The 13,849-nt window shown below is 72.6% G+C and carries 11 protein-coding genes; 1 reads left to right on the forward strand and 10 read right to left on the reverse strand.

The window, feature by feature from the left end; translation table 11 throughout:
* Positions 1–12: 12 nt before the first annotated feature.
* The 6 genes from WMF20_RS11615 to WMF20_RS11640 are packed head-to-tail and all read right to left on the reverse strand — an operon-like array spanning position 13 to position 7,554.
* Positions 13–561: a hypothetical protein gene (locus WMF20_RS11615; protein WP_437613240.1), complete on the reverse strand. Its 549-nt coding sequence runs from the start codon at positions 559–561 to the stop codon at positions 13–15.
* Positions 558–4,208 (reverse strand): hypothetical protein, encoded by a 3,651-nt coding sequence (locus WMF20_RS11620; protein WP_437613242.1) that lies wholly within the window; start codon positions 4,206–4,208, stop codon positions 558–560. Before WMF20_RS11620 ends, WMF20_RS11615 begins: the two co-directional genes overlap by 4 nt.
* 16 nt (positions 4,209–4,224) lie before the next feature.
* Complete coding sequence (locus WMF20_RS11625; protein WP_437613244.1) at positions 4,225–4,821, reverse strand: hypothetical protein; 597 nt, start codon at positions 4,819–4,821, stop codon at positions 4,225–4,227.
* Complete coding sequence (locus tag WMF20_RS11630; RefSeq protein WP_437613246.1) at positions 4,815–6,122, reverse strand: PilW family protein; 1,308 nt, start codon at positions 6,120–6,122, stop codon at positions 4,815–4,817. Before WMF20_RS11630 ends, WMF20_RS11625 begins: the two co-directional genes overlap by 7 nt.
* Positions 6,119–6,724: a type IV pilus modification PilV family protein gene (locus WMF20_RS11635; protein ID WP_437613248.1), complete on the reverse strand. Its 606-nt coding sequence runs from the start codon at positions 6,722–6,724 to the stop codon at positions 6,119–6,121. Before WMF20_RS11635 ends, WMF20_RS11630 begins: the two co-directional genes overlap by 4 nt.
* Entirely contained in the window at positions 6,721–7,554 is an 834-nt protein-coding gene (locus WMF20_RS11640; RefSeq protein ID WP_437613250.1) for a pilus assembly FimT family protein, read from the reverse strand. The genes WMF20_RS11635 and WMF20_RS11640 overlap by 4 nt, the downstream gene beginning before the upstream one ends.
* A gap of 137 nt (positions 7,555–7,691) precedes the next feature.
* Here WMF20_RS11640 and WMF20_RS11645 point away from each other — a divergent pair, with 137 nt between their 5' ends.
* The gene (locus WMF20_RS11645; protein ID WP_437613252.1) at positions 7,692–8,711 is read left to right on the forward strand and encodes a DUF6599 family protein; all 1,020 of its coding nucleotides are present in this window, start codon (positions 7,692–7,694) and stop codon (positions 8,709–8,711) included.
* Between the two features lie 110 nt (positions 8,712–8,821).
* Here the strand turns inward: WMF20_RS11645 and WMF20_RS11650 are convergent, their stop codons facing one another.
* The 4 genes from WMF20_RS11650 to WMF20_RS11665 form a co-directional block, all read right to left on the reverse strand.
* Entirely contained in the window at positions 8,822–9,538 is a 717-nt protein-coding gene (locus tag WMF20_RS11650; protein WP_437613254.1) for a peptidylprolyl isomerase, read from the reverse strand.
* Between the two features lie 50 nt (positions 9,539–9,588).
* Positions 9,589–10,437 (reverse strand): MaoC/PaaZ C-terminal domain-containing protein, encoded by an 849-nt coding sequence (locus tag WMF20_RS11655; RefSeq protein ID WP_129574417.1) that lies wholly within the window; start codon positions 10,435–10,437, stop codon positions 9,589–9,591.
* A 137-nt stretch (positions 10,438–10,574) separates the two neighbouring features.
* The gene (locus WMF20_RS11660; protein WP_437613256.1) at positions 10,575–11,411 is read right to left on the reverse strand and encodes a hypothetical protein; all 837 of its coding nucleotides are present in this window, start codon (positions 11,409–11,411) and stop codon (positions 10,575–10,577) included.
* Between the two features lie 10 nt (positions 11,412–11,421).
* Positions 11,422–13,734 carry a serine/threonine-protein kinase gene (locus tag WMF20_RS11665; RefSeq protein WP_437613258.1) on the reverse strand — a complete coding sequence of 771 codons (2,313 nt, stop codon included), beginning with the start codon at positions 13,732–13,734 and terminating at the stop codon, positions 11,422–11,424.
* Positions 13,735–13,849 lie beyond the last annotated feature (115 nt).

Genomic DNA, 13,849 nt, shown 5'->3' on the forward strand with positions numbered 1-13,849 from the left:
GGCGTCGCGCGCTCACTCGAGGCGGGTGGGGTCGAGCACCTTGCCGTCCGGCGTGAGCCCGTTGCGACGCCAGCGCTCCTCGACGGACAGCCCCCGCTCCGGGGGCGGCCGGGTCTCGTCGCGGACGACGAGCTCCGAGACGTGCGCGCGCGAGACGACCTCGACGCGGAGCATCCGCTGCGGCGCGCTCTTCACGGTCGCGCGCGAGAAAATCGTCTTCGCCGGCCCGGTCTCGACGTTGCCGGCGAGCACGCGGGTGCGCACGTAATTGGCCACCCGCTCGGCCGGGATTTCCCCGACCGCGAAGACCGCGTCGGGGAAGCGCGCGCGCACCTTCATGCGCCGCGGGATGGGGAGGCCGAACGCCTGCTCGGCGCCCTCGGCGAGCTCGCCCGGCAGCGCCTGGTCGACGGGCGGCCTCGGCGCCGAGGCCTCGCTCGCCGCCGGCGGCGGCGCCGGCGCCGGCGCGTCGCCGCGGCAGGCGGGCGCGGCGGACGCGGCGGACGCGCAGATGACGGCCGCGGCGAGCGCCGCGGCGCGCGACAGGCCGCCGCGCTTCATTCGAGGATGGTCGCCCACGAGTCGATCTTAACGACCTTGCGCGGCGGCTGCAGCGCCCTCGTGGTCGTGCGCGTCTCGCCCCCCTGGGCGTCCTCCTGGCCCGCGGCGCCGGTGTGGAACACGAGCTGGTACTCGGGCGGGGTCGACTGCCGGATGATCGTCTGCGTTCCGAAGTACGCGTCGGTGTATTCCTCCGTCTTCGTGCACGTCGGCTTCTGGGTCACGGCGACGCCGAAGACGATCGTCCCCGGCGCCTGATCCTCGAAGTGCTGGGGAGGCGCGAGCGGATCGACGACGAGGCAGGCGTTCGGGTAGGCGGCCGGGGTCGCCGACTGGCCGAGCAGGTAGTCGACGCCCCAGATCGAGCCGAACCCGTCCGCGCACGCGAAGGTCCCGGGCGCCACGGGCGTGAACGTCGCGAAGTACGCGCAGCCGTTGAAGAGGGAGATGGGCCCGGTCACGCGCTTGCCGTTCGTGAGCGGCACGACCCAGTTCTCGGAGATGCGCACGCTCGTGTCGTGCGGCCGCTCGGTGATCGACCAGACGCGCGTCTCGATGCCGCCGCCCGCCGTGAACGACTCCTGATCGCCGGTGGAGAACAGGACGACCGTGTTGCCGAGCGCGTCGGTGCTCACGATCGGCGTCGTCTGGATCGGCTGGCTGCTCGCCGCGGTGTCGAGCGTGAACGAGTACGCGTCCCAGGCGAGGGACACGCTCCACTCGTCCGGGTCCGTGCTCGACAGGTTGACGCGCCAGAGCGTCCCGTCCGCGTCCCCGACGTAGATGCGCTCGGCGACCTCGCCGACGCCCGCCGGGAACGGCACGGGGACGCCGGTGATCGGCGAGTCGAAGTCGACCTCCGTGGTCCGCGACGAGAGCCCGGCCGGCGCCTCGGAGGGGAGGCCCCGGAAGGTGCGGAGCACCTCGCCGGTGTCGAGCCGGACGATCGTGAGCGAGCGCGCCGGCCCGACGGAGCCGCCGCTGCCCGCGGTGCCCCAGCACCGCACCGAGCCGCGGACCGACAGGCCGCCCGTCGGATCGAAGAGCGGGTTCGTCGTGCCCTTCCGGGTGCACGAGCTCTGGCTCGTGTCGAGCGGGGCGGAGCCGCCGGGCAGGATGGCGACCGCGATCTCGCGGATCTCGCCGTCGTCCTCCATCTCGACCATGCCGATCGCCGGCGTCGGGGTCGACGTGCCGAACAGCGGGTTGCCGGCCTTGTCGGTGGAGAGCTGCCAGAGGAACCGCGGCGTCCCGGGGTTCGTGACGTCGAGCGCGTAGTAGAAGCCGCCGCCCGCGCCGCCGCCGGCGAGCAGCACCGTGCTCCACGACGCGGTCGCGTCGCTGATCTGCGCCGACGTGCGCTCGAAGACGACGTTCTTCACGACGGGCGCGCCGTCGAGCAGGATCGATTGCTGGTTGAACGTATCGAGGAGGCGAGGAAGGACGTAGGGCGGCAGGAAGGACCAGAGCTCGTTGTTCTGGACCCGGTCCACCTTGAGCGTGTCGGTCGCGGTCGCGGCCGTCACCTGGAAGGCGTGGAGCTGCCCGTCGGTCGTGGCGGTGTAGAGCACGAGCGGCCGGTTCGCCTGGGCGGGCTGCTCCGCGAAGAGCCGGTAGGACTCGTCGGGGATGTAGTCGCGCGGCGGCCCCACGACGACCGGCGTGGAGTGGTAGATGCTGCCGAGCTCGTTGCCGTCGCGGGAGGGGACGTTCGCGGCCATCGGCTCGCCGGTCTCCCACTCGATGATGCGCTCGGCGCAGACCTCGGCGGTGGTCGCCTGCAGCCCGCCCGAGCACTGCGAGGGGACGGTGCCCGAGCTCGGATTGAGGCCGAGCGCGCGCGGCGCGCTGGAGAGCGCGTCCGCGAACGCCTGCGCCGTCGCAGGCGCGCCGCTGCCGGTCACCGTGCCCGTGTAGTCGCTGAGCCCGTCCTCGGAGGCGGCCGCGGGGCGGATGGTCCGCTGCGACCAGACGCGCTGCTGGGCGACGTCGAGATCGCCGATCACGCTGAGGAACCTCCGCGGCCGCGACATATCGTTGGAGCTCACGTTGGCCGCGAAATCGTCGCCCTTGCTGGGGTCGACGTCCTTCAGCTGCGTCGTCATCACGCCGTTCACGGACTCGCAGACGTAGCGCTTGCGCTCGAGGTTGCCGCACCAGAGCGAGCCGTCCGCCGGCGGGCTGAACGACGAGCCGAACTGGTAGGCGACCCCCGCGGCGTCGCTGCCGTTGTTCACGGTCGAGGTCGCCATCGCGAAGACGGGGAGGGTGCGGCTCGTCGAGTTCGCGGAGATGCGCGCGAAGATCTGCGACATGACCGCGGACAGCTCGTTGGCGTCGTCGGGGAAGTAGCCGCGGTCGGTCCCGCCCTCGATGGCGATGCGCGAGAGCGTGCAGCACGCCTTGACCGCGCCGGTGGCGTTGTCGCAGCGCCCGGCGGGCAGGAAGTCGGTGCTGGAGATCCTCGCGCAGTCGAAGGTCGGATCGCTGAGCTCCTGCCGCGCCTGGGTGGTGAGGCCGAAGCCGACGGCATAGGTCCTGACGCGCCGGTTCGGGTTCACGTGGGTGTTGAGCGAGTGCGCGATGACGTGCGGCTCCTCGTACGGGCAGCCCGTGCCTTCGGGGCCGGGGCCCGGGCCCTGCGCGCAGGTCGGGCGCAGATCGAGGTTCGGCTCGCCGTCGGAGACGAGCACGATCGAGGTCTTGCGGCAGCCGCCGCTGATGTACGGATCGTCGCGCGGCCCGAGCGGCTGGCCCTCCCAGAGGGAGGCCTCGTTGAGGATGTAGTCGCGCGCGTCGGACAGCATCCCGGCGAGCGGCGTGGCGCCGTACGGCCGCGTCGCGAGGAGCGCTCTCTGGATGCGCTCATTGCGCGCGCGCACCTCGGTGATGTCCGCGTCGTAGGTCGGGAAGGGGACGAGCGGCCCCTCCCAGAGCGGCGCCGCCGGGTTCTTGGCGCCGACCTCCATGTTCTCGACGGCGCAGTCGGGCGGGTTGCCCCGCGCCGGGTAGCCGGCGCCGCTCTGGAACTCGAGGAAGTAGCTCCACATCCCGCGCATGCCGCTCTGGGCGTTGCGCACGCCGCCGACGAGCCCGGTGCGCGCGTCGGGGAGCGTGTCGAACGTCATGAGCGAGAACCGGATCCGGTCCTGGTAGACGTCGAGCAGGCCGTTGGGGGCGTCGTAGGGGAACGCGCAGGCGACGGCCGCGTCGTCGAACCTGTGCCCTGCCACGTCGTTGTGGGTCGCCCCGGGGCTGGGCGTGCAGCCGTTGGAGAGCAGGCGATGGAACGGGATGTAGTAGTTCGCGTCGTACGGCGGCTCCGCGTCGATGCTGAACTCGTCGATGAACTCGGACTGCGTGCGGGGCTGCGCGTAGCAGGAGAAATCCGGGATCGGGCCGGTGAGCGACTCGACGAGCTTCGCCCAGCGGCTCTTCAGGGCCTCGGAGGCGGGGGGCGTGAGCGGGTTGCAGTCCGGCTCCCCGCCCGCCACCGTCTTCTCCATCGAGCCCGACGTGTCGACCAGCAGGAGGACGTTCGGCAGCGGCGGCTCGACATCCATCGCCTGCGCGCGCGCGCGGGCGGCGACGAGGCCGACCGTCGCCGCGGAGCCCATCGTGACAAGGACCTTCGTCAGGTTTCGCATCGTGCGCTCCGGTTCGTCACTTCGAGCAGAGGATATCGGCAACGACGGACAGGGATTCCTGGCTGCCCGTCTCGGCCATGACCGCGCCGTTGGGCCAGGCGATGAGCCGCGCGTTCATGGTGACCGTGCAGTAATCGGCGCTCACGGCGTTCGGGCCGCCCTGGTCGCTGCCGGCGCGATTGCCGATCGCGGGCTTGATCTTGTCGGTGATCTCCACCTTGGCGATCCACGCGACGTCCGCGCGCCCGAGGCTCCCCGGCGCCTCGGGCGCGGGCAGCTCCACGAGATCTTCCGCCGCGTCGAACGTGTGCGGGTAGAACGCCCAGCACGGCTCGGTGCTGATCGAGCAGTTGGTCGACGCCGTCGGGGCGATGGCGTCGAGGCCGCCGTTCTGCTCGATCTCGGCGAGCGCGAGCTGCATCGCGTACTCGGTGAGGTAATGCGTCTGCGTCATCCGGCGCTCGTGGCCGGTGGCGATGGTCGACAGCGTGGCCACGTTGGCCGCGAACAGGCCGATGGCCATGAGCATCGTGATGACCAGCACGACGATGAACACGGCGGCGCCCCGCTCGCGGGCGCGCCGGCGGGACCGGGCGATGCTTGCGTTCACCATTTGACGTAGGCCTGGTTCGGGAGCGCGACGTCGGCGTAGAGCGTGCGCATCCGGGCGTAGGTGGTGCCGCCGAGGATACCGGGGATCAGGAACCTGAGCCTGCGGCCGTCGGAGCGCTCGGGGAAGCCGACGTCGCGGTCGGGCGCCCGGGTGCGCGTCGAGAGCCGGATCTGGACGGACCGCACGCGCTGCGGGGTGGCGGAGCTCAACTGATCGAGCGGGGAGGCGACGTTGTACACGGTCGTGTTGTCGGTCGACAGGATCGGATACCGCTGGATGAACGGGTCGGTGACGCTCAGATCGGTGCTCTCCTGCGCGACGGAGATCCCGAACTTGAGATCGACGGCGTACTCCGCGACGAGCTCGAGCGTCTCCGGGATCTCGTTGTTCGCATCGTCGAGCTCGACCCGCACGAGCTCGGTGCGGCCGTCGTCGCCGGTCTGCTCCGGCGCGATGGGCGCGACGAGGGGGGCGTAGGGCGTGTCTTTGCCGACGAGGCTCCGGATGTTGTAGCGGACGCGGTTGACGACGTTCACCCATCCGCCGTCGCCGGTGGCGCCGCCGGGGGTCACGCCGCACCGGCCGAGCCCCGAGAGGATCGGCAGGCCGGGAGACGGCTTGAGGGTGATGGCGATGAGGTTGGGCGGATTGCCCTGCACGTTGGTGCCCTGGATGACCCCGTAGAGAAACTGGGTCTGGCCTCGGACCATGACGCGCAGGATGCGGTTCGGCGCGAAGATCTGGGATAGCCCCTGTCCGCTGCCGTTCGCTCGCTGGAGCGTGCGCTGCACGGCGGCGCTGTTCGGGTTGAGCTGGACGACCAGGGCGCCGCCCGCGTCGCTGATGCTCCTGAACTCGAAGAGCTCGTTGCTGCTCAAGCTCCCGCCGATGATGATGGAGTCCGGATACAGCTCGTTGGCGACGGCGCTCTGGGTGAGCTCCGCCCCGCCCTCGATGTACGATCCTTGCCGCCGGATCGCGATGCCCGCGAGGACATTCAGGCCGGGCGGCTCGGCCGGGATCTGGCAGACCTCCGGGTCGACGCGGATGTTGGGCGTCGAGAGGTACGCGGCGCGCTGCAGGTCCGCGGCGAGCCGGTTCAGCCCGACGGTCGCGGCGAGGTGCGAGGCGGATGCCCTCGCCTCGTTCTGGAAGAAGCGCGTCGCGTTCTTCGAGAGCAGGAACGCCGCCAGCGACACGACGAGGCCGGCGGCCATCGCCACGAGCAGCTCCACGAGCGTGAAGCCTCGCTGTCCTGCGGCGCGCGCCCGCGCGGGGGAAGTGCGGCCATCCGTCGTCATCGTCGGTCCTCGCTCGTGTTCCGGAGGACGCCGGTCGTCAGGTAGACCGCGCCGAAGCGCTCCGGATGCTGATCGACGTCGATCGGGTCGATCGTGCAGTCGATCGGGTTCCCGTTGCGCTCCCAGATGACGCGGATCTCGGCGCGGATGAGGCTCTCCCAGAGCCGCGTCCCCGTCGCGGGGTGGGTGAACTGGCGGAAGCGGACGTGCGTGCAGAACGCGGGCTCCGACGTGTCGCCCAGGTGGATGTCGGTCCCGAACACGTCGGCGCTCGGCGCCCCGAGCGCGTCGACCTGCGTGGGCGTCACCTTCGCCGGGAACGGGCTGGCGGTCGTGAGCCTGAGCCACTGGGTGTCGCCGTCGAGGTCGGGGACCCGCCGGGGCTCGTTCCACTGGAGCGCGTCCACCCGCAGCCGCTCCGCCCAGGTCATGGCGATGCTGTTGGCGATCGCGATGTTGCGCGCGTTCGTGTTGCTGATGAGCGTGGCCTTCTGCAGCGCGAGCACCCCGGTGGCGCCGATGGCGAGCACGCCGAGGGCCGCCATGACCTCGATGAGCGTGTAGCCGGAGCGCCCCGCTCGCCTCACCCGCGCCGCGCTCACAGGCCGAGCCTCGCGACGCCGTTCGGCGGGACGAAGACCGAGCGCACGAGGCCGGTCCTGGTGTTGGTCACGTTCACCCGGATCGCGCCGAGCAGCGGCGCGAGGTTCCCGGCGGCGGCGTAGCGCACGTACGTTCGGCCCCTCGGCGTGAAGCAGATGTCGGCGTTCGCGCGCACGGTGCCGTCGGGGGCGGTCGGATCGCGGAGCTCCACGGCGGCCAGCTCGACGGCAGCCGTTTGCAGCGTCGTGACGGCGTCGGTCAGGGCGGGATCCATCCAGTTGCCGATGCTGCGGCAGCTCGTCGCGATGAGCGAGCCGGCGGCGATGTTCTCGACCCGCGCCTGTCGCACCTCGAACTGCCCCGTCGCGGCCGTCCACCGCACGAGCACCGCCGCCCCGCGCCCGATGGCCTGGTAGCGCGCGAGCCGATAGAGGCCGCTGATCTCCATCGCGGTGCGGTTCACGCGGCGATCGCGCATGCCGTTCACGAAGCTCGGCGACGCGGCGGCGGCCAGGATGCCGATGAGGACGATCACCGCGAGCAGCTCCGGCAGGGTGAAGCCGCGCCCATTGCGGCGGCGCCGCGCGCGCTCTCGCGGTGACGACGCCCGCGGTCGATCGGGATCTCGAAGAGGAGGTCGCGAACAGGGGAAGGGACGCACCAGATGGCCGGCAAAGGCAAGCCGCATGCCCTCGGCGGTGCGCGCTAAACCATGGATTTGCATGATGAATCTCTCAAAGCGGTCCGGGACGGGCGCTAACGATTGCGGCGCTATGAAAAAAGGTGCAAGGCGATCGGGCCATGCGATTCCCGCCGGAAAGGTGTTCATCGAGAGTCCCGTCTGCCCCCAGCGCGCCTGTCGCGTGCGGCGAAAGGCCCAGGCGCGGGAGCGCCCGGAGCTGCGCGCTGCTCGCGGGCGCGCTCGCGGCCGCGCTGTCCGCGGGCTGCAGCAAGAAGGAGGAGCCCATGGGCGCGCCGCCGCCGCCGCCGCCGGCCGCGAAGCCGGCCGCGTGCGCGGACGGCGGCGGGACGATCGGCGACGCGGCGAGCGCGCCGTTCTTCCCGCGCACGACGGGCGGGTTCTGCCTCGACCCGAACGGCGCCGAGAAGACGTTCGGCGAATCGGCGCCCCTGCCGCTCGACAGCATCTGCGACATGTTCGACGGGGAGTGCGAGATCTACAAGGGATTCGGCGTGCGGCGCGTGGTCGAGGCGCGCTACGTGAGCGGCGCCGGCGGCTCGGCGACGGTCGACGTGCACCTCTCGAAGTTCGGGTCCACCGAGGGCGCTTACGGGATGTTCACGAAGCGCACCGTGGGCGAGGGCGACCCCGCCGACGAAGCGACGCCGAGCCCGATCGACGGCGGCGGCGCGGCCGCGATGGGGGTCGGGAACGCGTACCTCTGGCGCGGGCAGTACCTCGCCGAGATCACGTACAACGACGAGGCGCTGGCCGAGGCGGCGCTCAAGTCGTCGAGCGAGAAGGTCCTGCCCGGGCTCGTGAAGGAGATGGGCTCGAAGCTGCCCGGCGAGCCGTCGCTGCCCCCGGCGGCGGCGGCGCTGCCCAGGGACAACATGATCGCGCTCGGGATCCGCTACGAGACGAAGGACGTGCTCGGGGTCGACGGCGCGGGGCCCGGCGCGTTCGGCTACTACAAGGAGGTCGACAAGCGCTACCGGGTGGCCGCGATCGTGCGCGCCGACGTCGATCAGGCCAAGGACGTGCTGTCGACGCTGGCGAAGCTGCCGGGCGCGGTCCGGGAGAAGGGCATCGGCGACGGCGCGGTGCGCCTCATGCACAAGGAGGGCGAGAGCCCCGCCACCGAGTGGATCTTCGCCCGCGCCGACAAGACCGTCTACGGGGTCGGCGACGAGGCCCGCGTGCTCCGCAGCGGCATGACGGCGGACGAGCACGCCAAGCTGACGCTGACCAAGGAAGAGAAGTCGGCGAGGCTGAAGAAGATCGTCACCGCGCCGACGCGCTGAGCGCGCGGGCGAACGGGTCGCCTACGGCGCTGCGGCGCCCGGGCCTGCGGCGCCGCGGCGCCCGGGCCTGCGGCGCCGTTCGGGCCTGCGGCGCCGCGGGCGGCGCGCGCTCACTGCGTGCGGAGGATGACGTGGAAGCCGAACGGCGTCTCGACGAGGTCGCTCACGTCGCCGACCTTGATCTTCTCGAGGCCCGCCTGAAACTCCGGGACCATCGCGCCCTTCGGGAACTTGCCGAGGTCGCCGCCGCGCCGGTCCGCGCCCGGCTCGTCCGAGTACTCCTTCACGATGTCCGCGAACTTGCTCGGGTCGGCCTTGGCCTTCGTCATGGCCTCGGTCGCGCGGGCCTTCGCCTCCTCCTTCGTCCGCGTGATCGTCCCGGGCGCGCGGCGGCTCCCCTGGTACATGACGAGCAGGTGCTTCGCGCCGAACATCTCCCGGGGCGGCTGCGCCGACTGCGCCGGGCGGGGCGTCGGGGCGGGCGCGGGGGACGCGGCGGCCGGGTGCGCGTGATCGTCCGGCTCCGGGGCGACAGGGGCGGCGAGGCGAGCGAGCGGCGTCGTGTTGAACATGCCGAAGAAGCCGAGGAGCCCGATCAGCACGAGCGCGCTGAGCACCGCGTGCGGCGCCCACCAGTACGGATCTTCCGGATCGGCGCCGTCGTCGTCCGCGTCGTCGTCGTCGTCGTCGTGCGCGTGGCCGCGGCCGCGGACCGCGGCGGCCTTCGCCTCTTCTTCCTCCCCGTCGTCGTTGCCTTCATCGGTCGACTCGTCCTCGTCGAGGTCCTCGTCGTCCTTGGCCCTGTCCTTCTCGGTCGTCTTGCTCATATCGCTTCCCTGATCCGGGCCTCGGCCTTAGCACGCGGCCGCGCCGGCCGTCAGCCGATCTCCGCCCACGCGCTCGTGAGCACCGGATCGGGGCGATCTTTGACCGACGTCACCAGCGCGACCTTGCCGCCCTCGAGCATGTAGCCCCGCGTGATGAGGGTGTCGCCGGGCCAGACCGGCTTGCGGAACTGCGCGCCGTAGGCCCGCAGCCGGCTCGCGTCGCCGCCCGCGGCCTTCTGGATGATCGCGCGCGCCGCGAAGCCGTACGTGCAGAGGCCGTGCAGGATGGGGCCCTGCGCGAAGCCCGCCTTCGCCGCGACCTCCGGGTCTGCGTGGAGCGGGTTCTCGTCGCCCGAGAGCCGGTACAGGAGCGCCTGCTCGGGCGCGGTCGCCTGCTCGACCACCCAGTCGGGCTCGCGGTCCTTCGGCGCCGAGGCCGCAGGCTCGCTCTGCGGCGGGCGCGGCCCGCCGAAGCCGCCGACGCCGCGCACGATGATCGACCACACCGTGTCGAAGAGCGGCTCGCCGTCGAGGGTCGTCTTGGTCTCGACGATCACCTGCGCGAACTTCTTGAGGTCGTAGATGCCGGACAGGGTGGCGGTGGTGAACAGCGTCCCGCTCGTCGGGAGCGGCCGGTGCACGCGGAGCGTCTGGCCGCCGTGGACGATGAGCGGCAGCTCGGCCCCGGCCGCCTCGAGCGCGGCGAACACGGCGTCCTGCGAGGGGATGACGCCGAACGTCGGGTAGACCTTCATGCCTCCCGGCACGCCCTCGTAGAGGTACTCGAGCTCCTCGCGCCGGGCGCCGATGCCGAGCGCGTAGGTGGCCAGGGTCTTCCAGTTGAAGGTGAAGGCGCTGGGCTTGGTCGTGTGGCCGACCGTCGAGAGATTCAGCGGCATCGGGGGCTCCTCGCAGGATGGAAACGGTCGAGGAGGCGTACAGACCCGGCGATGTCGCGTCAACTGGCGCCCGCCGAGCGATCGCCGTGCGCACGGGCGCGGCGGGCACGCGCGCCGGGGCCACCCCGCGCGCGAGATCAGAGCGCGACGCGGTAGGCGATGAGCACGCCGATGTTGAACATGTCGACGCGCTCGGAGAGCGACGCGCGATCGCCGGTCGGCGAGATCTTGCGCTGCGCCGGGAGGAACCAGCTCGAGTAGCGGAGGTGGCTCCCGACGCTCCAGTTCTCGGCGAACGCCCAGTCCCCGCCGATCGCGAGCCCCGCGGCGACCCCTTCGGTGCCGATCGTCGCTGCCCTGGGACCGACGTACGCCGTGTCCGAGTACGGGTTGCGATCGGCCTCGACCGACCAGGAGTCGTTGACGACGACGCCGCCGACCGTCGCGCCGACCCACCACTCCGTCTTGGGCGTGCGGAGGGCGTAGTAGCGGAACACCCCGTCGAGCATGAAGTAGCGGCGCGAGTGATCGCGCTCGAGGCTGCTGGCCCCGTGCGCGGCGTCGGTGCTCAGCGACGCCGCCCAGAAGATGCCCGCGCCGAAGCCGATGTCGCCCCAGCGGTAGAGGTTGTGGATGCCGAAGGAGACGCTCGTCTCGCCTTGCTCGCACGCCTCCGGGGCCAGGACGGGGCAGACGTCGGCGCCGGGGAGCGTCATCACGCCGCCGCTCATCTCGACCATGGTGTAGGGGCGATCCCGCTCGCGCGCGGCGGCGGCGCGGCGGGCCGCCCTGCTCTCGTCGGCGCGGCCGGGGGCCGCGCAGAGGAGCAGGGCGAGCGCGGCGGCGCTCGCTGCGCCCGCGGCGCGGCGCTTCGATCGGGCCCCGTCTCGGCGCGGCGGCGCTGCTCGGTCGCCCTCCCCGGCGCGGACGTCCGTGGGTGCGCGCGACGTCGGGTACCAGCGGCCTCGATTCACCTTCGTCGAATTATAGCCAAGGACCGGTGGACGAGGGGAGCGGCGAGGAGCCTTCCGTGGGCAGCGGGGGCGGCGACGGCGGCAGGACCGGCGCGTCGCTGGCCGGCGGCGGGGCGGCGCCGGTCTTCGCGGGCGCGCCCGCGGCTCCCGACGCTGGCGGCGGGGCCGGCGCGCCGCGGGGACCCGGCGCCGGCGGCTGGCCGGCGGTCGAGCCGCGATCGCCGGCCGGCGCCGGACGGCGCGGGGGCGGCCGGCGATCGGGGCCGGTGTCCCGGAGCCCGCTGCTCTGCGGGGAGACCTGCGGCGGCGGCTCCGCGGGGGCGTCTTGCGGCGGGGCCGAGAGCTCGGCGGCGAGGTGCTGGGCCGTGGTGAGCTCCGGGTGCAGCTCGATCGCGAGCTTCGCCAGGCGGATGGCGCCGGACCTGTCGCCGGCGTACTTCCGCCCGAGGGCGTCGGCGACGATGCGCTCGGCGGACTCGCGCCGGAGCGCGCCGAGCCGCGCGTCCCTGGGCCACCGCGCGAGCGCCTGCGCGATGATGTCCTTCACGTTCTCGCCGGGCGGCGTGTCCCACGCGTGCCTGCCCATGCAGTCGCGCGCGCGGTCGATGTGCCCTTCCAGGGAGTCTCGCGCGGCGTTCCCCCCGAAGGCGCCGAGGTGCCGCCCGCCGAGGAACGCGACGAGCCCCACCGCGCCGGCGCACGCGAGGAGCGCGGTGGCGCGGGCGATCACCGCGCGGCGGGGGAGCTGCGGCGGCGCGGACGCGACGCCCTGCATGGTCGACGGCGCGGGCGCGGAGTCTCGCGCGGGGTGGTCGATGCCGAGGCCGACCGCCGTCCGCGCGGGCTCGTCCGGCGCGCCGCTGAAGTCTGCGCTGCTGAAGGAGGAGCGCTCGACGCCGCTCGCTCGGGGCGACGAACAGCGCTCCTCGTCGCTCGTCGAGGAGCGCTCGACGCCGCTCGCTCGAGGCGACGAGGCGCGCTCGACGCCGCCCGTGGAGTACCGCTCGACGCCGCTCGCTCGAGGCGACGAACAGCGCTCCTCGTCGCTCGTCGAGGAGCGATCTTCCTCGTGGCGAGGCGACGCGGGGCCCCCGTAGAGCGCCGCCTCGCTGGCCGGGAGGAGCGGATCGAGGTCGCTGACGCGGGCGCTCTCCAGCGTGGGCGCGGCGATGCCTCCGATCTTGGCGGCGAGCGCGGGGGAGAGGTCGAGCGACTTGGTGCGCGACTTCGACGCCAGCTTCATGACCGCGCTGGCGCGCAGGAGCCCGGGCTGGGCGGCGATCTCGTCGGGGTCGAGGCCGCTCGCGCGCACGGCGAGGGCGAGGTCGCGGCCGAGGGCGCGCGCGTCCGGGGCGCGGTCCGAGGGCTTCTTGGCGAGGTTCTGCATCACGACCTCTGCGATCGGCGCGGGCACGTAGCTCGAGCGCGCGATGCTGCGCAGGTCCGCCGGCGGGGCGTGGGTGTGCTGGACGAGCAGCGCGACGGGCGAGTCGCCCTCGAACGGCGCGCGGCCGGCGAGGCACTGGTAGAGCATCGTCGCGATCGAGTAGACGTCCGCGGGCGGGCCGACCCGCTGCCCCTCGGCGCCTTCGGGCGAGATGTACTTGGCCGTGCCGAAGATGAGCCCGGCCTGGGTGGTCATCGCCTTGTCGGCCCAGTCGAGGCGGGCGATGCCGAAGTCGAGCACCTTCACGTAATCCGGGTCCTCGCCGCGGCGGACGAGCATGATGTTCTCGGGCTTGAGATCGCGGTGGACGATGCCCTGCGCGTGCGCCTCGCCGACCGCGTCGCACACCTGGAGGATGATGTGGAGCGCCCTCGGGAGCGGGAGCGCCTCGCTCTCGCCGGCCGTGCCGGCGGCGGCGAGCGCCGAGAGCAGCGAGATGCCGTCGAGGTGCTCCATGACGAGGTAGAGCTCGCCGCCGATCCGGGCGTCGGCCGTGGCGGGGATGCTCCCGGTCATGAGCACCTGGACGACGTTCGGGTGGACGAGCCGGCTCGCGATCTTGGCCTCGCGGTGGAAGCGGCTCACGAGCTCGGCGTTGCTGCTGAGCTCGCGGTGGAGGACCTTCACGGCCACGTCGCGCTCGATCCCTGCCTGGAAGGCGCGGTAGACGCGGCCCATCGAGCCGATGCCGATGAGGTGGCGGGTCTGGATCTGCCCGCCGAGGGTGAGGCCCACGTACGGATCGCGCTCGGCGGCGCCGAACGAGGCGCTCTTGCGCGAGCTCGCGAGCGGGGTGCCGTCGCGCGGGCAATAGAGCACGCCCGCGTCGTAGCGCTCACCGCACGAGGGGCAGCTCTTCGCGGGGGACGGCTTCATCGACCGCGCTGATCCTAGCACCGGTCCCGCCATAAATTCTCGGAGGGAGCGGCGTTTCGGCGCGTCGCGCCGCCGGGGGACGCTCGGGCGTGGACCGACCGGCGCCTTGCGACTA

The organism is Sorangium sp. So ce834 (genome assembly GCF_051521425.1).
GTDB lineage: Bacteria > Myxococcota_A > Polyangia > Polyangiales > Polyangiaceae > Sorangium > Sorangium cellulosum_D.

Coding starts and splice junctions, on each gene's coding strand:
- WMF20_RS11615 (WP_437613240.1), bottom strand. CDS start 561: ATGAAGCGCGGCGGCCTGTCGCGCGCCGCGGCGCTCGCCGCGGCCGTC.
- WMF20_RS11620 (WP_437613242.1), bottom strand. CDS start 4,208: ATGCGAAACCTGACGAAGGTCCTTGTCACGATGGGCTCCGCGGCGACG.
- WMF20_RS11625 (WP_437613244.1), bottom strand. CDS start 4,821: ATGGTGAACGCAAGCATCGCCCGGTCCCGCCGGCGCGCCCGCGAGCGG.
- WMF20_RS11630 (WP_437613246.1), bottom strand. CDS start 6,122: ATGACGACGGATGGCCGCACTTCCCCCGCGCGGGCGCGCGCCGCAGGA.
- WMF20_RS11640 (WP_437613250.1), bottom strand. CDS start 7,554: ATGAACACCTTTCCGGCGGGAATCGCATGGCCCGATCGCCTTGCACCT.
- WMF20_RS11645 (WP_437613252.1), top strand. CDS start 7,692: ATGGGCGCGCCGCCGCCGCCGCCGCCGGCCGCGAAGCCGGCCGCGTGC.
- WMF20_RS11650 (WP_437613254.1), bottom strand. CDS start 9,538: ATGAGCAAGACGACCGAGAAGGACAGGGCCAAGGACGACGAGGACCTC.
- WMF20_RS11655 (WP_129574417.1), bottom strand. CDS start 10,437: ATGCCGCTGAATCTCTCGACGGTCGGCCACACGACCAAGCCCAGCGCC.
- WMF20_RS11665 (WP_437613258.1), bottom strand. CDS start 13,734: ATGAAGCCGTCCCCCGCGAAGAGCTGCCCCTCGTGCGGTGAGCGCTAC.